Origin of the sequence: Burkholderia sp. AU6039 (assembly GCF_002223365.1) — a bacterium.
Classification (GTDB): Bacteria; Pseudomonadota; Gammaproteobacteria; order Burkholderiales; family Burkholderiaceae; genus Burkholderia.
The window spans coordinates 68,113-86,664 of record NZ_NKFK01000005.1; the positions used below are offsets into that span (position 1 = coordinate 68,113).

An 18,552-nucleotide genomic window follows, 5' to 3' on the forward strand; every position below is an offset into this window, starting at 1 on the left:
CTTGTGCTTGCTTACCGCAGATTTGAGTCGCCGCGTGTCGGTTGTTGGGCATCGAGCTCTGTGGTGTCGAACAGCAGTTGCTCTATCGTAGGTACTGTCGCCGGAGCGCGGAGTTGGCGCTTTAGGATGTGAACGTCATAGACGCCCGTAGTCATTTGCTCCTTGATGCCGTCGACCTTGTCCCGCTGTGCCTGACGTGCACCGGTGCGAGAGTAGCGAAATACCTGCAAAAGCCTCACAAGGTCCGCCCAATAGGGAGCGAGGTCACCCAATGTTGCCTGCTTTCCTCGCCGGATGATGCGCTCTGCCTTCAGCAGTTTCGCGACTGCAGACCATGGGTCACCTGTCGGCATTGGAGGCATCGAAATACTTTCTTGAAAACCCTCGGCAAGATAGTCGTGGACTGCTTGAGTGTTGTTGGCGTAAAGGTGGAGACTACCCACTGCGTGTTTGTACTGGCCAATTTCGACTCCCAACGACCGGGCGATGAGCTCCTGCAACATGGTGAACGCGAAAATATCGTGCGGTAATCCCATGAATGCATCGTTCGAACGCATCATGACCATCGCGTGCAGCTGATGGTTGCGGATTGTGAATTGCAGTGTGCACGTGCAGGGTAGGTCTTCGCGTCGACTCACGAGGTTCGCGGCGAGGTCGTCGCCGTGGAAGAGCTGGATGACCGCCCGGCGCGAAGGTTCACTTGCGCGGAGTGTCCGTATGACGTTCTGTACTTGGTCGGTGCCGCTGGTCGGACCGAACAGGCGTGGGCCATAGGCTCCGAAGACGGTCTTCCCATCATCGGAAAAATCCTTGTACCGACTAATGTAGTATTGGATGAAATCTAGCTTATCGCTACCGGCGAGATACCAGAGGAATTCGCCTAAGCAGCTGAATAGAGTATTTTTCCGCTCGCTTTGGCTAAGTCGGGCTCTGGGATTTTTTAGAAGGAGTAGCGCGCCATTAATCTCGGTCGCTGGACCTTTTGTCGGATTGATCTCGCCCGAGCCGCGCTTTCGCAGCAGGCGACCGTAGACTTTGCGGAGCAGGTCGTCAATTGTTTCTGCGGTCAGATACATAACAAGAACGGCGCGCCAAGCGTGGTCTGTCGCCGGCGGAACCGTGAAAGTTATAGGCGACGCAAAAACCCGAAGCTCAGTCAAACAGTCGAAGCTGAGATTCCGGTCTTGCGAGCGATTCTTGGAGTTCGAGTTTCAATTGGCGGCCACGCATGACGAGTGTGCGTCGGTCGGCCCGCATCGCGCCCCGACTCAATGCTACGTCGCGAACTTCGACAGTGACGTCGTAATGCGGTAACGACGCTTGAGCCTGGAACCAGCCCCGCTTCAATCCCAGAGACTTCGCGAATCCGTGCAGTTCGTCAAGCGAATCGGCAACCAAATGGCACCATTGGCGGCCGCGCCAGACTATCCGAGCGTTGTCTACATAGACCGCCAAGGTCTTTCCCTCACAAATGATCTTTTACTTTTACCCTACTCCTCGAAGATGATACTCGAAATCACAGAGGTGTTGTCTCTCATGTCTTTAGCGTGCCGGTGTGGCGCGCAGCGTGTGTTCGGTCCTGCGGATTCTTTGCATTTTGGGCGCAAACTCTAGTGAGGGCGACGTTTTATGAGGGCGCCGGACGGGACACGTCTGCAGCCAGTGTTCAATGCAGGCTAATGCGACGAGCTAGAAGTGGGGCTCCGTTCGGACTGCGCGCGTCTCCATTGAGCACGTGCGTAACCTGCGCAAGACTAAATCCGAGCGCACGCAGCGCAACGATGGAGACACACTGGTGCTTCCAAGCTCATTGCGGACGCTGCTTATCTACTGTCCCTCTCTGTTGTACTTGTTGCGATCAGAATAGTGACGATCCCAAGGGCTGGTCAAACTCGGACACGTGCGTATGCATGACGGTGCTTCCGATCAGTTGACGGATTTGAACTCCTCGCGCAGCGCGTGATACAGCCGCCGATACCGCGCCAGCCGCCCCGCCAGCAGATCGACAATGGCGGCATCGGGCGCGACCGTCTCCGTGACGGGCGGCGCGACGCAGACTTCCGCGAGCGTGTCATCGGTCGCGGCCAGGCGCGCCAGCCGCGCCGCGCCGAGTGCCGCACCGACCGCGCCGTCCGCGTGGCGTTGCATCCCGAGCCCGGTCGCATTCGCGCACAGCCGCGCCCAGAACGCACTCTTCGACCCGCCGCCGATGAACGACACCGCGTCGAGCGTCGTGCCGGCCGCACGCAGCGCGTCGTAGCCGTCGGCCATCGCGAACGCGACGCCTTCCATCACCGCGTACGCGAGGTCGTATGCATCGTGCTCGTTGGACAGCCCGAAGAACACGCCGCGTGCGTGTGCGTCGTTGTGCGGCGTGCGCTCGCCACCGAGATACGGCAGGAACAGCGGCGCACGCGCCGGCTCTGCACGTTCGGCGCGCGCGGCGAGCACGCCGGCGGTGGTGGCGTGCGCGCGCGCGAGCCAGTCGAGGCTCGCGGCGGCCGACAGGATCACGCTCATCTGGTGCCAGCGCCCTTCGACGCAGTGGCAGAACGCGTGCACGGCCGCATCCGGGTTCGGCGCGAAGCGGTCGTTGCCGGCGAACAGCACGCCCGACGTGCCGAGCGACAGGAAGCCGCTGCCGGCACCCGTCACGCCCATGCCGATGGCCGACGCCGCGTTGTCGCCGGCGCCGCCGGCGATCGTCACGGGCCCCGCGATGCCCCATTCGCGCCGCAGCGTGTCGCGCAGCTGCGCGGCGGGCGCGTTGCCTTCGACGAGGCGCGGCATCTGCGCGCGCGTCAGCTCGGTCGCGGCGAGCATCCGGTCGGACCAGTCGCGGCGCGCGCAGTCGAGCCACAGCGTGCCTGATGCATCCGACATGTCGGACACGAATTCGCCGGACAGGCGCCAGATCAGGTAGTCCTTCGGCAGCAGCACCTTGTGCACCGCGCGGAACACGGCGGGCTCGTATTTCGCGAGCCACAGCAGCTTCGGCGCGGTGAAGCCGGGCATCGCCATGTTGCCGGTGATCGCGCGCGATTCCGGCACCAGCGCCTCGAGTTCGACGCACTCGGTGCCGGCGCGCGTGTCGTTCCACAGGATCGCGGGGCGCAGCACCTGGTCCGCGCGATCGATCAGCGTCGCGCCGTGCATCTGCCCCGAGAGCGAGATGCCGCGCAGCGCGGCGAAGCCGGCCGGGTGTGCGGCGCGCACCGCCGCGATCGCATCGAGCATCGCGTGCCACCACGCCTGCGGGCTCTGTTCCGACCAGTGCGGATGCGGGCGGCTGATCGACAGCGCGGCCGAGCCGGTCGCGAGCGGGGCCGAACGGGAATCGGTGAGGAGTACCTTGACCTCGGACGTGCCGAGATCGATGCCGAGAAATGTCACGTGTGAAGCATCCTGTCTGGGGCGCGCGGCGGCGTGCGTCGCGGGGGCGGCGCGTCGTCGCGGCCGTGCGGTTCGTTGAGCCGGTGCAGCGCGCGGAACCTCGACGGCGGCACCTGCTTCATCGCGAGAAACTGACGGTTGAAATTCGACAGGTTGTTGAAGCCAACCCGGTAGCAGATGTCGGTCACCGTCAGGTCGGAAAACATCAGCAGCTCGCAGGCCTCGTTGATGCGCAGCCGGTTCAGGTAGCGCACGAACGACGAGCCGGTATGGCGGCGGAAAAACCGCGTGAAGGTGCTGACGCTCATCCCGGCGAACGCGGCGACGTCGGTCTCGCGCAGCATGCCGGGCAGGTTCTGCTGCAGGTACGACAGTACCTGGTTGATGGTCGACGACATGTAGTGCTGCGCGTCGCTGCGGTAGCCGGGGCCGGCGAGCACGCGCCGTTCGCGGCACGACGACAGCCGGTCGAACAGCGACATCAGGATCTCGACGCGCCGGCAGCCGTGCGCATTCGCGAGTTCGAGCATCAGCGGCGCGACGTCGCGGCCGACGCGGTCGGGAAACTGCACGCCGCGCGCCGCGTCGTCGATCAGCTCGATCACCGGCTGCAGCTCGCTGAACGCGCCGACCATCTTCTCGATCGCGTCGCGCGAGAACTGCAGCACGACGTCGCGCGACGACACGCGTTCGCCGTCGGGGAGTTCGCTGACCCAGTTGTGCGGCAGGTTCGGCCCGGTGACGATCAGGTTGCCGGGGCCGAAATCGCCGATGTGATCGCCGACGAACATCTTGCCGTGCGACGACTGGATCAGATGAATCTCGTACTCGGGATGAAAGTGCCACTTCGCGACTGAGTGCGGATAGTCGTGGACCCACGCGCGGAACGATTCGTCGCGGTGGGTAGGAACGATCTCGAGATCCGGGTTCATCGTGTGCTCCGTCGGGGGCGTGCCGGCGTGCTACGGACGGGACATCGACCAGCCCGTCGCGGCGGGCGGCGTGGTGCGCGTCGCGGCCGCCGGCGGCGCTGCGTGCGCGATCGGGTTCGCGTCCGGCAGCGTGACGTTGCGCTCGGTGCCGGCGTCGAACAGATGCAGGGCTTCTTCGTCGAAGCGGAACGCTACCACGGCCCCCGGCGCCGGGGCCATCGGGGCCGGCACGAGGGCCGCGCACGGCTGGCCGTGCCAGTCCAGCGTGACGAGCGCCTCGGCGCCGAGCAGCTCGACGAGCTCGACCGTGCCGGTCAGCGCGAGCGTGCCCGGGGTCGGATCCGGTTCGGTGACGAGCCGCAGGTGGTTCGGGCGGATCGCGGCCTTCACCTGCTGGCCGTCGTGCAGCGGGGCGAAGCGCGGCGACGCGAGCGGCCAGCGCGCGCCGTTGCAGTCGAGCAGCACGTTCGCGCCGAGGCGCTCGATCGTGCCCGCCGCGAAGTTCATCGCCGGGGTGCCGACGAAGCCGGCGGCGAACATCGTGTGCGGCTGCCCGTACAGCTCGGCCGGCGTGCCGATCTGCTCGATGTGGCCGCCGCGCATCAGCACGACGCGATCGGCCAGCGTCATCGCCTCCAGCTGGTCGTGCGTGACGTACAGCGTGGTCGTCTTCAGCCGCCGATGCAGCCGCTTGATGTCGCCGCGCAACTGCGTGCGCAGCTTCGCGTCGAGGTTCGACAACGGCTCGTCGAACAGGAACACGGCCGGCGTCTTGATCATCGCGCGCGCGATCGCCGCACGCTGCTGCTGGCCGCCCGACATCGCGCGCGGGCGGCGGTCGAGCAGCGCGTCGAGGCTCAGGATGCGCGCGACGTCGCGCACGCGGCGGTCGATCTCGTCGGCCGGCACCTTCAGGCGCCGCAGGCCGAACGCGATGTTGTCGTACACCGTCATGTGCGGGTACAGCGCGTAGTTCTGGAACACCATCGCGACATTGCGCTCGCGCGACGGCAGGTCGTTGACGACCGCGTCGCCGATCACGAGCTCGCCGCCGGTGATCGCCTCGAGGCCCGCGATCATCCGCAGCATCGTCGACTTGCCGCAGCCGGACGGGCCGAGCAGCACGATGAATTCGCCGTCGGCGATCTCGAGGTCGAGCGGGTGCAGCACGGCGGGGCCGCCGTCATAGTGCTTCGACAAACCTTTGCAGGTGATCTGGGCCATGGCTCAATCCATTTCGATCTGAATCTTGACGTCGCGCGGGTGGCCGCTCGCCGCTTCCTCGAACGCGCGCACGCCTTCGGAAAACGGGAACGTGCGCGAGATGAACGGCTTCACGTCGATCGCGCCGGACGCGATCAGCGCGAGCGCGCGCGGAAAGATGTTCGCGTAGCGGAACACCGATTCGATGCGGCCTTCCTTCGCCTGCAGCGCGACCACGTCGAGCGGCACCGGGGCGACCGGCATCCCGATCAGCACCGCGCAGCCGCCCGGGCACATCAGGTCGACGAGGCCCGCATACGCGTTTGCGCTGCCGCTGGCCTCGAACACGACGTCCGCGCCCCAGCCGTCGGTGGCTTCGGCCACCACGTCGGCGAGCGGCTGCGTGCGTACGTCGACGGTCGTGACGGCACGGTTGCCGGCGAACAGCGCCAGCTTGTCGGGCACGACGTCGGCGAGGATCACGCGCGCGGCGCCGCCGGCGAGCGCGGCAAGCGCCGTCATCGCGCCGATCGTGCCGGCGCCGATCACGACCGCGAGGTCGCCCGGCTTCATCGCCGCCTTCTTCGCGGCCTGCAGGCCGATCGACAGCGGCTCGACGATCGCGCCTTCGGCGAACGAGACGTTGTCGGGCAGCCGGTACGTGAACGCGGCCGGATGCACGACGTACGGCGTCAGGCAGCCGTGGATGGGCGGCGTCGCCCAGAAGCGCACGTCGGGATCGAGGTTGTAGAGCCCGCGCAGCGTCGCGGGCGAATCGAGGCGCGGCACGCCGGGCTCCATGCACACGCGGTCGCCGACGCGCAGGTGCGTGACGCCGGCGCCGGTCTCGACGACGGTGCCGGACGCCTCGTGGCCGAGCACCATCGGCGCGTCGACGCGAAACGGGCCGATGCCGCCGTGCACGTAGTAATGCACGTCGCTGCCGCACACGCCGACCGTATGCACCTTGATCCGGACGTCGCCAGGGCCGACTGCCTGCGGCAGGTCGATGTCGCGCAGCGCGAGTTCACGCGTGCGTTCGAGTACGAGTGCTTTCAACACATCCTCCTTATTTTCCCTTGACGATCGAATTGAGCAGACGGCTCAGCATGCCGACGAACACGAGCGGCGGCAGCGCGAGCAGCACCGTCGACGCGTTGATCACGCCCCAAGGCACTTCCTGGCCGAGCGACGTGAACGCGGATGCGACCACCGGCAGCGTCGCGCTGCGCGACGACGTCAGCGCGAGCGCGATCATCAGTTCGTTCCACACCAGCACGAAGCTGAACACGATGCCGCCGAGCAGCGTGCTCGCGCACACCGGCAGCGCGATGTGCCAGAACACCGCGTACGGGCCGTAGCCGTCGAGCGCGGCGGCTTCCTCGATTTCGCGCGGCAGCCGGCGGAACACGGGGATCGACAGCCACGTGATGGTCGACAGCGTGACGAGCAGGTACGTGACGATCATCGACAGCTTCGTGTCGTACAGCCCGAGATCGACCCAGATCGCGATCAGCGGCAACGCGACCGCGACCGGCGGCAGGAAGCGCAGCGACAGCAGGAAGAACTGGATGTCGCGCTTGCCGCGTATCGGGTAACGCGCGATCGCATACGCGGCCGGCACGCCGAGCACCGCGCCGATCAGCACGGCCGCGCCGACGATCGCGATGCTGTTGCCGAGGCCGATCAGCACCTCGGGGCTCGACAGCACCTGCTCGTAGTTCGCGAGCGTCGGCGTGAAGATGAAGCGCGGCACGGGCGTGACGATGTCGAGCAGGTGCTTGAGCGAATTGAGCACGGCCCAGAACAACGGGAACGCGGCGACGAGCAGGATCGCGCCGGCGATCGCGACAGTCGTTGCGGTCGAAACGGTCGCGGCGGTGCCGCGGCGGGCCATCAGTCGTCCCATTTGTTGACCCTCTTCCAGATGAGCGTGAAGACGAGCGTGGTCGCGACCATCATCAGCACGGCCATGCCCGACGCATAGGACACCTTGCCGGCGAGGCCGATGCCCTGCTGGTACGCGTACAGGTCGAGCGTTTCGGTCGCGATGCCGGGGCCGCCCTTGGTCATCACGTAGATCAGGTCGAACGAGCGCAGCGATTCGACCATCTTGATGAACACGAGGCTCACGAGCGGCGCCTTCAGCATCGGCAACGTGATGTATGCATGCACTTGCCATGTCGTCGCGTAGTCGAGCCGCGCGGCTTCGAGCGGTTCGGGCGGCAGCGTCTCCAGCAGCTTCAGGATCACGACCGCGAAGAACAGCCCCCATTGCCACACGTCGACCAGCGCGACCGCGTACAGCGCGAGATGCGGATCGGCGAGGAACGCGGTGTTCTCGATCCCGATCGTGCCGAGCAGCCAGCTCAGGATGCCGGTGAGCGGCGCGTACATGAACTTCCAGATGAACGCGGCCGACACGCGCGGCAGCAGCACCGGCATGATCAGCACCAGCGACGCGAGGCGGCGCCAGCGGCCGTGCACGCGCTCGAACAGGAACACGGCCAGCGCGATCCCGACCAGCACCGCGCCGGCCACCGTGACGACTTCCCACAGCACCGACACTTCGATCGCGTTCAGGAAGCGCCGGTCGGACGCGAGCCGGATGAAGTTGCGCAGGCCGACGTATTCGCTGTCCGGATAGCGCAGCACGCGGTTGCGCAGCGCGAGATTGATCGCGGCGACCGTCGGGACGAGGCTCAGGACCGCGAGCAGCGCGAGCGTCGGCGCGAGGAACACCCACGGCAGGCTCGTGCGGTCGCGGCGTGCGCGGCCGTGCCGGGCGGACGGTGCGGAAGGCGGGGCAGGGGCCGGACGGACGCCGAGCGCGCGTCCGTCGGCGCCGTCATTTGCGAGCGCCATGTTCGAGCGCGTCCTTCGCGTACTGGTCTGCGTCGTCGAGCGTGCCGCGCACGTCCGTCTGCGTGCCGGTGAACACCTGCTCGAGCGCGATGCCGAGGTTGTCGCCGATATCCGGCCACTGCGGCGTGCGCCAGATCGTCACCTGCGTGACCGGGTTGGTGTCGTTCAGCCCGGCCTGGATCTGCGGCGCGACGTGTTGCTTGAAGTACGGGCTCGCGATCGTGCTCGACCGGTTGTAGTCGCTGAACACGCCGTTGCGCAGCCGCGCCTGCTCCTGGTCCTTGCTGGTCGCCCACGCGATGAAGCGGCCAGCGGCCATCCGCGTGCAGTCGTCCTTCGCGCCGACCGCCGAGATCGCGAAGCCGTGGCCATAGGCGGCCGACGGCAGCGGTGCGGGCGGGCGCGTGTAGCCGACCTTGCCGGCCACGCTCGACTTGCTCGCATCCTCCATCCAGTCCGCGAACGGCGTCGACTCGATCATGAACGCGACCTTGCCCGAGCGGAACGCTTCGAGCGCGTTGCTCCAGTCGTAGGTCGCGGCGCCCGGCGGCGCGTACTTGAACAGGTCGCTGTAGAGCTGCGTGGCCTTCACGGCGGCCGGCGAGTTGAACGCGGGCTGGCCGCCCTTGTCGGTCCACGCGCCGCCCATCCCGAGCATGAACGGCGACCAGCGCCACACGTTCATTCCGGAGCCGCGCTGGCCGCGCGCGACCCAGCCATACAGCTTCGGCGGCGCGTTGAGCTTCTTGATCGCGGCGACGAGCTGGTCGAGCGTCTTCGGCACCGGGATGTGCGCGGCGTCGAGCAGGTCGCGGCGGTAGAACAGGAAGTCGCCGCCGCCGATCAGCGGCGCGAAGTACGCGACGCCGTTGTAGCTCGCGACCGCGCGGCGGCCGGGCAGGAAGTCGTCGTAGTCGTATTCCTTCGGGTAGTACTTGAGGAGCGGCACGATCCAGTTGGCCGACGCGAATTCGGCGACGTTCGCCTCGTCGACGTAGTAGATCTGGTAGGAACCCGCGCCGGTCGACGCGTCGAGCCGCGATTTCGCGCGGCGGTCGTTTTCACCGAAATAGCTGATCTCGACCTTGGTGCCGCTCTTCTTCTCGTAGTCGGCCAGCGATTTCTCCATGACCGACAGGCCGAGGCTCTTCTGCGCGAGCACTCGAAGGGTCGGCACCTTGCAGACCTGCGCGGCCGCGACGCCCGGCAGACAGGCGCCGAGCAGCAGGCCGGCTGCGACGATTCGCATCTTGTTCACCCGTGTCTCCTTGATTCTGCTTGTTCGAATGCCGTCGATGACGGCAGGAACAATGGTGTGACGGGGGCGATGCGGGCACCACATCAAAAGAAAACGCCAACCGATACTTTTTGCTCAGGGTTGGTCGTGCGATGCACAAAATGTGGTGGTGGGGGGAGGCGGGACAGTGCGTGATATCCGCGTGACGTGGCGTGACTGCATCAGTCGCTACGACCGGCCGCACACGCTTTTCTGCCGCGATTCGAGTGACTGGCGGGCCGGGGGCTACGGCGTTGCTTTCCCGTTCGGAGAGTACGAGCAGGTGGCGGCTGCCATGCGCACCTGCGCCGGTCGGGCTGATCCAGGCGATGCGGTAAAGTGTCGCCGTCGTGGGGGCACCCGCTGAGGTGGGCGAGGTGTTCCTGGCTCGCGACGCCTATCTGATCATGCGCAACACCGTGTCGACCTACAACCGATTCGTAAAGCCCGAGGACCGGGTGCTCTGAACCATGAAAGACGATACCTGGGAACGTCTGGAAGCCTTCACACGCGAAGAACTCGGTCGGCCGCTGCTCGGCGGCAGGCTGAACCTGCAGCCGGAATCCCGGCTTGAGCAGGATCTCGGCGTCACGGGCCTCGATGGGGTGGAGTTCATCGACAGGTGGGCAGAGACGTTCGGCGTCGACGCCCAAGGATTCCCGTACCGGCGCTATTTTGGCCCCGAAGGTCAGGAACTGCTGTCGTCACTTATCGGGTTGTTCGTCAAGCGCCTCCGGCACCCGGAGCGGCGGCCGCTGACCTTAGGGATGCTGGCCGAGGCAACGCGACGTGGGAAGTGGGACACGGACGCGATCGAGGCTGCAGCGGGGCAGTGATCGTATATGGCAGGGCCGGTCGATGTACTGACCGGCCCTTTTCGCTGGCGGAAACACAATTACGCCACGCGAAAATTCTCTACCTAGCTGTTTATTGCGCTTGAGCTGGTGCATTTGTCGCGCGCGGCTTCATCCGCGCGCCGGCCCGTGCGGCGTGTCGAGCGCGATCCGGTACACCCGCAGCGCGTTGTCATGCCAGATCGCGCGGCGTGACGCGTCATCGAGGTGTGTCATCGCACGAACAAACGTGCGCAGCAGCGCCGGATACGACACACGCAGCCCGGCCACCGGAAAGTTGCTGGCGAACAGGCAGCGCTGCGCGCCGAAGATCGCGATCGTGTCGCGGATGATCCGTGCGTTGTCCGCTTCGTTCCACACCGCGTCGCGCAGGCCGAGTTCGGAGATCTTCACGGTGACGCGCGGCGACGCGGCAAGCGCCTCCATGCCGCGTTGCCATCGCGCGAGGCCCGCGTCCGAGCGATCCCACGGCAGTCCTGCATGTTCGAGCACGACGTCGACATCCGGTGCATCGGCGAGCATCGAAGCCGCTTCCTCGAGATGCCAGAACGGTACGCGCAGATCCCAGCACAGCCCATGCGGGGCGAGGCGCGCGAGCGAAGCCGGCCAGCGCCGATCGCGCAGCGTGCCCGGCCCGTCGACCGACGCATCCGGCGCGGCCGAGGTGCGCGGCTTGAAGCGCACGCCACGCACGCGCGGCCACGCGGCCTGCTCGGCGAGCCGCTCATCCGCGTCACCCGCGAGCAGGTCGACCCACGCGACGACCGCCGACGGCAGCCCACGCGACGCCGCGACTTCATGCAGCCAGCGCGTTTCCGCCAGCGCCTCATCACGCGCACGTTCGGCCTCGACGTGCACGCTCGCGACGATCGGTGCGCCCTGCGCCGCGTGCCGGAGCGCGTCCACCCCGAAATCGCGGCACAGCGCCGCGTAGTCGCCGAACATGAAGCGCGCCGGATCGTAGTCCGCCTGCAGCCACGGATAGTGCGCACCGGCATCGAGCCGCCACAGGTGGTGATGCGCGTCGACGAGCGCATCCGGCATGCCGTCAAGCGGTGACGCGTCGCGCATGTCAGCGTGCCCCGGCGAGCACGTACGACGCATCGGGCTCGCGCAGCGTCGCCAATGCGCCGACGAAACGCCACGTATCGAGATCGAGCTCGCGCACGTAGTCGTCCTGGAACGACACGTACGCGACGCGCCGCGACGGATGAAACGACAGCGCGGTCGGGTTCGCCGGCAGCGCGATGCGTTCGATCTCCTCGAGCTGCCGCGCATCGAACACGGAGATCGACTGCTCGCCCGAATTGGTCAGCAGCAGCAGGTCGCGGCCGTCGGGCGCGCACGTGCGGTAGATGCGGTTCGGATCGCTGCGCGTCTTCACGCGGCGGCCGCAGGTCATCATGTCGGTGTCGATCTCGACCAGCGTATCGTCGCCGCGATTCGCGACGAACAGCGTGCGTTCGTCGCTCGACAGCGCATTGCCTTCGGGGCGCGGGCCGGGCATCACCGCGCGCGGCGTGACCGTCGCGTCGCGCGGATGGAATTGCGTGACCGTATTCGACAGCAGGTGCACGCCGTATGCGCGGCTCGCATCGCGCGTGAGCGTGACGAGGTGCGTCTTCACGCCGCCGGACGGCACGGCCATGTTCGGCACGGGCTGTCGGGTCGGCTCGTCGAACACGAGCAGCATGTCGTGCGCCTCGCTCATCGCGTACAGCCGGCCGTCTCGGTCGCTCGCCATCCCGTGTGGCCGGTAGTACGGCCACAGGTCGAGCATGCGCGTATGCGTGCGTTCGACGAGATCGATCTCCGCGATCCGATGATCGCCGTCATGGCCGCGCGACCACGCGGTCTCGATCCCGAAGATGCCGACGTACGCAAAACGCTCGTTCACGTCGACGGTGAACTCGTGCGGGAAGTTTGGCAGCACGACGTGCTTGAGCGCGGCCTTGGTGTCGAGGTCGTAGAAGCTGAAGGTGTGGGCGCATTTCTGCACCAGCAACAGGATGTCGTTCATGGTGGGGTCTCCGTCGATTCGTCAGCAAGCCTGCGTATTCGTGTATCCGGTTTCAGTCCTCGCAGCGTTTCGGCAGCGTCAGCGCGAGCAGGCCGGCCACCGCGAGCGTGATCGCGAGGCTGTACACGCCGGCCGCCGCGCTCACGTGCTGGGTCAGCACGCCGACCGCATACGGGCCGCAGAAGCCGCCGAGATTGCCGAGCGCGTTGATCAGGCCGCGCGCGCTGCCGGCCGTCTCGACGCTGCAGAGCTTCGGCGGAATCGCCCAGAACACGCCGGCGGCCGCCTGCAGGAAGAAGCCGCAACCGATCAGGAACGCGAACGATACGGCCATCGACGCATGCGTGAGCACCGACAGCGCCAGGCACGCGGCGAAGCCGACGAGCGGCAGCAGCACGAACAGGCGGCGCTTGCCGGTTCGGTCAGACAAATACGACGTGACGAACATGCCGATCACCATCGCGACATACGGGAGCATCGCGAGCAGGCCGATCTTGCCCATCCCGGTGTGCGTGAGGTTTTTCAGCAGGGTGGGCAACCACATCGTATAGCCGTAGATGCCCACCTGATAGCAGAAGTTGATGGCGATCAGCAGCCAGATCGTCGGGTTGCGCAGCAGCTCGCCGAACGACGCGGCCGCCGGCGTGCCGGCCGCGCGCTTGCGTTCCTGCTCTTCGCGCAGCGCGTCGAGGATGTAGGCCTTCTCGCGCGGCGACACCCAGCGCGCGGTCTCCGGGCCGTCGTCGGCGAACATCAGCCACACGACGAGACACAGCAGCGACAACGCGCCCGCACTGAAGAACAGGTGATGCCAGTCGTACGCGGCGAGGATGAAGCCGGACAGCGGCGCGGTGATCATGCCGGCGAGCGGCACGAACATGATGACCATCGCATTCGCGCGGCCGCGTTCGCGGTCGGGAAACCAGTGGCTGACCATCGTCAGCACGACGGGCAGCATCCCGCCCTCGGCCACGCCGAGCAGGAAGCGCAGCGTCAGCAGTTGCCAGGTATGCGTGACGAGCCCGGTCAGCACCGACAGCACGGCCCAGCTCACGAGCGACCATGCGATGAAGGTCTTGCCGCTGCCGAGCGCCGCGCGCCGGCCGCCGGGAATCTGCAGGAACAGGTAGCCGAAGAAGAAGATGCCGCCGGCGAGGCCGGCCATCGTCGCGTCCATGCCGAGATCGGCGTTCATCCCGCCGGGCATCGCGAACGCGATGTTTACGCGATCCATGTACGAAATGATGCAGGCGAGCAGCAGCGGCGGAATCACGCGCAGCCAGCGGCGGCGCGGAATGGCTTCGCCGGCTTCATAGGCCGGGGTGGCCGGGTTCAACAGGGTCATGGTGTCTCCAATCTTGGTGAGGGCGGCGGCGGTCTTCTGATGGACCGCTGTCACGCCGTGACGCGCCGGTGCGCAACGCCCTGCGGCGTTGCACGGGTGAACCGATGCCGGGGGCCTCGCGCCTAGCGCCCCCAGCGCAGCACGAGCGGATCGAGCCGCCGCGCCGCGTCGAGCAAGCCGGCGCGCACCGGGGGAGGCAGCTCGGGCCACGGTGCGCGCGGTGCGTCGCACGCGATCACGCCGCCTTCTCGCATCAGCGCCTTCGCGGTCAGGAATCCCGACTGACGGTTCTCGTAGTTGATCAGCGGCAGCCAGCGCGCGTACTGCGCGACGGCTTCGTCGCGACGGCCGGCGAAATACGCGTCGGTGATGTGGCGAATCCCGTCCGGATAGCCGCCGCCCGTCATTGCGCCGGTTGCGCCGGCATCGAGATCGGCGAGCAGCGTGATGCCTTCCTCGCCGTCCCACGGCCCCTCGATCGCATCGCCGCCGAGCGCGATCAGCTCGCGCAGCTTCGACGCGGCGCCGGCCGTCTCGATCTTGAAGTACGACACCGCGTCGATCTCGCGGGCGAGCGACGCGAGGAACGGCGCGGACAGCGCGACGCCGCTCGCGGGCGCATCCTGGATCATCAGCGGAATGTCGAGGCCGTCGGCGGCTTCGCGGAAGAACGCGCGCACCTGCGCCTCCGGCACGCGGAACGTCGCGCCGTGATACGGCGGCATCACCATCACCATCGCCGCGCCGAGCGCCTGCGCGCGCCGGTTACGTTCCGCGCAGATCCGCGCGCTGAAGTGCGACGTCGTGACGATCACCGGCACGCGGCCCGCGACGTGCTCGAGCGTGGCGCGCGTGATCAGGTCGCGTTCTTCGTCGCCGAGCGCGAATTGCTCGGAGTAGTTCGCGTGGATGCAGAGGCCGTGCGAGCCGGCGTCGATCATGAATTCGAGGCAGCGGCGCTGGCCGTCGAGATCGAGCGCGCCGGTCGCGTCGAAGATCGTCGGCACCACCGGAAAGACGCCCTGGTAGCGTGCGTTCATGGCGGGCCTCACTCGACGATGTCGAACTGGTCGAGGAATTCGGTCTTCAGCGTGAGGCCGAGGCCCGGCACGTCGTCGCGCAGTTGCACGAAGCCGTTCTCGGCCACCGGCTCGCCGTCGAAGATGTAATAGAACAGCTCGTTGCCGACCTCGACGTCGAACATCGGGAAGTACTCGCTCATCGGCGACGCGAGCGTGCTCATCGTCAGGTGATAGTTGTGCATCTGGCCCGCATGCGGGATCACCGGCACGCTGTACGCCTCGCACAGCGCGTTGATCTTGTGCGCCATCGTGATGCCGCCGACGCGGTTCGTGTCGTACTGGACGACCGACACGGCCTTGCGATCGAGCAGCTGCTTGAAGCCGTACAGCGAGAACTCGTGCTCGCCGCCGGAGATCGGGATGCGCGTGAGCTGGTTCAGCTCCGCGTAGCCGTCGATGTCGTCGGCGATCACCGGTTCTTCCAGCCAGCGCGGCTGGTATTTCTCGAGCTTCGGCAGGATGCGCTTCGCGTATTCGAGGTTCCAGCCCATGTAGCACTCGAGCATCAGGTCGTTGTCGTAGCCGATCACCTCGCGGATCGCCGCGACCGACTTCAGGTTCTCTGTCACGCCCTGCTGCCCGTGCGCGGGCCCGTAGCCGAAGCGCATCTTGAACGCGCGGAAGCCTTCCTTCAGGTAGCGCTGCGCCTCGTCCTGCATCTCCTTCAGGTCGGTGCGGTAGAGCTTCGAGTAGTAGCAGGGGATCTTTTCCTTGGTGCGGCCGCCGAGCAGCTTGAACACGGGCTTGCCGACGCTCTTGCCGAGGATGTCCCAGATCGCGATGTCGACCGCCGAGATCGCCGCCATGCCGATGCCCTTGCGGCCCCATGCGTGGGTCGCGCGATACATCCGCTGGTTCAGGTATTCGTAGTCCCACGGGTCCTGGCCGATCACGAGCGGCGCGAGGTACTGGTCGATGATCACCTTCGCGACGTGCGGCGCGAGCGCGACGTTGCCGAGGCCGACGATGCCGTCGTCGGTCTCGACTTCGACGACCGTCCACGCATGGAAGCGGAACGTGCTCATCGTTTCCTGCGGCGCGTACAGCAGGTCCATCGCGTTCGAGCAGAAGTTGCCCTGGGGCGGCACGGTCTTGCCTTTCCACTGGAATACGCGGGCGCGCACGGATCGGATCTTCATCGGGTGTCTCCGGAGTTCGGTGTGATGTTGTCGTGTTGAAAAGCGGTCGGCCGGCGGGGCCGTCGGGTCAGGCGGAAACGGGCTGTGCGCGGCGCGCGGCGCCCATCCGGCACGCGATCTGCAGCGCCTGCCAGGTCGCGCCGACGTCGGCCGTGCCGCGGCCCGCGATGTCGTACGCGGTGCCGTGCGCGGGCGTCGTGATCGGCACGGGCAGCCCGCCCTGCACGGTCACGCCGCGCGAGAAGCCGAGCAGCTTGATCGCGATCTGCCCCTGGTCGTGGTACATCGTGACGATCGCCTGGTAGTCGCCGGCCTGCGCCTTCAGGAAGATCGTGTCGGCGGGGAACGGGCCGTGGAACGGCGCGTCGGTCGGCCAGTCGCGCGACTGCAGCTGGCGCACGGCCGGCTCGATGATGTCGACTTCCTCGCGGCCGCAGCTGCCGCCGTCGCCGCCGTGCGGGTTGAACGCGGCGATCGCCACTTTCGGCGCGGCGACACCGTTCGCGAGCAGCGACCGGTAGATCAGTTCGGACGCCTGTTCGATTCGCTCGATGCTCAGGTAGCCCGGCGCATCCTTCAGCGGAATGTGCGACGAGATGCGGGCGGTCCACAGCTCGCCGAGCGTGTTGAATTCGCAGAAGTAGCCGGTCACGCCGAGCGCTTCGGCGAAGTGGTGCAGCTCGTCCTCGTGCTTCAGCCCGCCGAGCTTCATCGCGTACTTGTTCAGCGGCGCGAAGCAGATCGCGTCGATGTCGCCGGCGAGTGCCGCGTCGAGGCACAGGTCGAGCACGGTCAGCGTCGAGCGGCCGCCGGCCGCGCCGGGCTGGCCGACGGTGACGTCGGCCGGATCGATCGTGTCGACGGCGACGAACGCGGCGCGTTCGGTCGAGGGCCGGCCGCGCGCGGCGGCGAGCGACGCGACCGGTTCGACGTCGACCGTCACGCCCGCGACGCGCTGGCCGGCTTCCCACAGCCAGCGATCGCCGATCAGCACGAGATTTGCGCGGGCGGTGGCGTCGGGACGGGCGAGCAGTTTCGCGATCAGTTCGGCGCCGATGCCGGCGGGGTCGCCGAGCGTCAGCGCGACGACGGGCAGGGCGGCGGCGGGCGAGGGGGTGTTCATGCGGTGTCTCCGGTGGCGGCGCTTGGCCGTTTGTCTATCGGGTTCATGCTAGGTAGACGGAATGAGTCGGTAAATTGAAAACTCTTGATGAATCGATAACCTGGAGTAATCAAAGATGGGCTCGATCGACCGACGAGACTCGACGCCGCAGCTGCTGAACCGGCTGCGCATGCGGCAGATCGCGCTGCTGCTGGCCGTGGACGAATGCTCGACGCTGCGCGCGGCGGCCGACCAGATGGGCCTCACGCAGCCGGCCGCGACGAAGATGCTGGCCGAGCTGGAGAGCGCGCTCGGCCAGCGGCTGTTCGATCGCGTCGGGCGCGGGCTCGTGCTGAACCCGGCCGGCGAGCGCGTGCTCGGCTATTTCCGCGGGATCCGCGGCAGTGTCGAGGCGCTGAACCGCGAGCTCGGCGAACTGCAGCTCGGCAGCGCGGGGCGGCTGGCGATCGGCAGCATCATGGCGGCGTCGCCGGGGCGGCTCACCGAGGCGCTGGTGCAGTTGAAGGCGCGTTACCCGCTGCTGGCGATCGACATCGCGGTGGATACGAGCGACCGGCTGATGCCGCAGCTGCGCGAAGGCGTGCTCGAAGTGGTGATCGGGCGGCACGTCGGGACCGATTGCGATTTCCGCGTGGTGGATGACGAGGCGCTCGCGATCATCGCGGGCCGCGACCATCCGCTCGCGGGGGCGGGGCCCGTGGCGTTCGACGCGCTGCTCGATTACACGTGGATCCTGCAGCCGGCCGGCAGCCCGGCGCGCGAGGTCGTCGAGCGCGAGTTCAACGCGCGGCATCAGCCGATGCCGCGCGGGCTGGTCGAAACGGGGTCGATCCTGACCACGATGAACCTCGTCGACCGTTCGACGATGCTCGGCGTGATTCCGCTGACGGTGGCGCAGCGCAATGCGGAGCACGGGCTCGTCGCGATCGTCGATTACACGCTCGAACAGAAGCTGCCGTCGTACGGCAGCCTCGTGCGGCGCGACCGGCCGCTGAGCATTCCCGCGCAGCAGTTTCTTGCGCTGTTTCACCGCGAAGGGGGCGGAGATGATGGCGGCGCTTGATGGGGCGGTTTGCCAGCCGAGGCGGCCGAGCCAGCCGCGGCGGCCGAGGTGGCCGAATCAGCCGCGGTGGCCGAATCAGCCCAGCCGGCCGAACCAGCCGAGCCGGCCGAGTCAACCTGGCCAGCCGCGCTACCCCGGCCAGCCGAACCAGCCGAACCAGCCGAGCCAGCCGAGCCAGCCGAGCCAGCCGAGCCAGCCGGATCAGCGGAGCTAACCGAGCCAACCAAGCCAACCGCGCAAGCCGAGTCGGTCATGCA

At 67.1% G+C, this 18,552-nt stretch carries 17 protein-coding genes and 1 pseudogene; 3 read left to right on the forward strand and 15 right to left on the reverse strand.

Translation table 11 applies throughout. The features are described from left to right. Positions 1–11: 11 nt before the first annotated feature. The 9 genes from CFB39_RS18040 to CFB39_RS18080 all read right to left on the reverse strand — a co-directional run bounded on the left by CFB39_RS18040 (position 12) and on the right by CFB39_RS18080 (position 9,642). Positions 12–1,076, reverse strand: coding sequence for a thymidylate synthase (locus CFB39_RS18040; RefSeq protein ID WP_089473855.1), 1,065 nt, complete (start codon positions 1,074–1,076; stop codon positions 12–14). Between the two features lie 76 nt (positions 1,077–1,152). Beyond that, a complete protein-coding gene (locus CFB39_RS18045; RefSeq protein WP_089473856.1) occupies positions 1,153–1,455 on the reverse strand; it encodes a DUF4031 domain-containing protein in 303 nt (100 codons plus the stop codon). A 471-nt stretch (positions 1,456–1,926) separates the two neighbouring features. Continuing rightward, complete coding sequence (gene xylB / locus CFB39_RS18050) at positions 1,927–3,393, reverse strand: xylulokinase (protein ID WP_089473857.1); 1,467 nt, start codon at positions 3,391–3,393, stop codon at positions 1,927–1,929. Continuing rightward, on the reverse strand, positions 3,390–4,325 hold the full coding sequence (locus CFB39_RS18055) for an AraC family transcriptional regulator (RefSeq protein ID WP_089473858.1): 936 nt from the start codon (positions 4,323–4,325) through the stop codon (positions 3,390–3,392). Before CFB39_RS18055 ends, xylB begins: the two co-directional genes overlap by 4 nt. A 30-nt stretch (positions 4,326–4,355) precedes the next feature. Next, the gene (locus CFB39_RS18060; RefSeq protein WP_089473859.1) at positions 4,356–5,549 is read right to left on the reverse strand and encodes an ABC transporter ATP-binding protein; all 1,194 of its coding nucleotides are present in this window, start codon (positions 5,547–5,549) and stop codon (positions 4,356–4,358) included. A gap of 3 nt (positions 5,550–5,552) precedes the next feature. After that, positions 5,553–6,587: an NAD(P)-dependent alcohol dehydrogenase gene (locus CFB39_RS18065; RefSeq protein WP_089473860.1), complete on the reverse strand. Its 1,035-nt coding sequence runs from the start codon at positions 6,585–6,587 to the stop codon at positions 5,553–5,555. Positions 6,588–6,597: 10 nt separating this feature from the next. After that, positions 6,598–7,437 carry a carbohydrate ABC transporter permease gene (locus CFB39_RS18070; protein WP_089473861.1) on the reverse strand — a complete coding sequence of 280 codons (840 nt, stop codon included), beginning with the start codon at positions 7,435–7,437 and terminating at the stop codon, positions 6,598–6,600. Then, positions 7,425–8,393, reverse strand: coding sequence for a carbohydrate ABC transporter permease (locus CFB39_RS18075; protein ID WP_241025844.1), 969 nt, complete (start codon positions 8,391–8,393; stop codon positions 7,425–7,427). Before CFB39_RS18075 ends, CFB39_RS18070 begins: the two co-directional genes overlap by 13 nt. Next, complete coding sequence (locus CFB39_RS18080) at positions 8,377–9,642, reverse strand: sugar ABC transporter substrate-binding protein (protein ID WP_373452745.1); 1,266 nt, start codon at positions 9,640–9,642, stop codon at positions 8,377–8,379. Before CFB39_RS18080 ends, CFB39_RS18075 begins: the two co-directional genes overlap by 17 nt. 395 nt (positions 9,643–10,037) lie before the next feature. Here CFB39_RS18080 and CFB39_RS41265 point away from each other — a divergent pair. Both CFB39_RS41265 and CFB39_RS18085 read left to right on the forward strand, forming a co-directional pair. Then, positions 10,038–10,136 (forward strand): annotated as a pseudogene (locus CFB39_RS41265) (STM2901 family protein); the annotation flags it as partial. Between the two features lie 3 nt (positions 10,137–10,139). After that, entirely contained in the window at positions 10,140–10,505 is a 366-nt protein-coding gene (locus CFB39_RS18085) for a DUF1493 family protein (protein WP_089473863.1), read from the forward strand. A 129-nt stretch (positions 10,506–10,634) separates the two neighbouring features. On the opposite strand, the gene CFB39_RS18090 is transcribed toward CFB39_RS18085, so the two are convergent. From CFB39_RS18090 to CFB39_RS18115, 6 genes are all read right to left on the reverse strand, one after another. Next, complete coding sequence (locus tag CFB39_RS18090) at positions 10,635–11,594, reverse strand: amidohydrolase (RefSeq protein WP_089473864.1); 960 nt, start codon at positions 11,592–11,594, stop codon at positions 10,635–10,637. A 1-nt stretch (position 11,595) separates the two neighbouring features. Further along, positions 11,596–12,543, reverse strand: a complete 948-nt coding sequence (locus CFB39_RS18095; RefSeq protein WP_089473865.1) for a YncE family protein — start codon at positions 12,541–12,543, stop codon at positions 11,596–11,598. 52 nt (positions 12,544–12,595) lie between these two features. Continuing rightward, positions 12,596–13,888 carry an MFS transporter gene (locus tag CFB39_RS18100; RefSeq protein ID WP_039344369.1) on the reverse strand — a complete coding sequence of 431 codons (1,293 nt, stop codon included), beginning with the start codon at positions 13,886–13,888 and terminating at the stop codon, positions 12,596–12,598. A gap of 122 nt (positions 13,889–14,010) precedes the next feature. Beyond that, on the reverse strand, positions 14,011–14,928 hold the full coding sequence (locus CFB39_RS18105; protein ID WP_089473866.1) for a dihydrodipicolinate synthase family protein: 918 nt from the start codon (positions 14,926–14,928) through the stop codon (positions 14,011–14,013). 8 nt (positions 14,929–14,936) lie between these two features. Then, positions 14,937–16,109, reverse strand: a complete 1,173-nt coding sequence (locus tag CFB39_RS18110) for an L-rhamnonate dehydratase (protein ID WP_069250476.1) — start codon at positions 16,107–16,109, stop codon at positions 14,937–14,939. Between the two features lie 67 nt (positions 16,110–16,176). Beyond that, complete coding sequence (locus CFB39_RS18115) at positions 16,177–17,232, reverse strand: 4-hydroxythreonine-4-phosphate dehydrogenase PdxA (RefSeq protein ID WP_089473867.1); 1,056 nt, start codon at positions 17,230–17,232, stop codon at positions 16,177–16,179. A 115-nt stretch (positions 17,233–17,347) separates the two neighbouring features. Between CFB39_RS18115 and CFB39_RS18120 the strand changes: the two genes are divergently transcribed. After that, the gene (locus tag CFB39_RS18120) at positions 17,348–18,295 is read left to right on the forward strand and encodes a LysR family transcriptional regulator (RefSeq protein WP_089443634.1); all 948 of its coding nucleotides are present in this window, start codon (positions 17,348–17,350) and stop codon (positions 18,293–18,295) included. Positions 18,296–18,552: the final 257 nt, after the last annotated feature.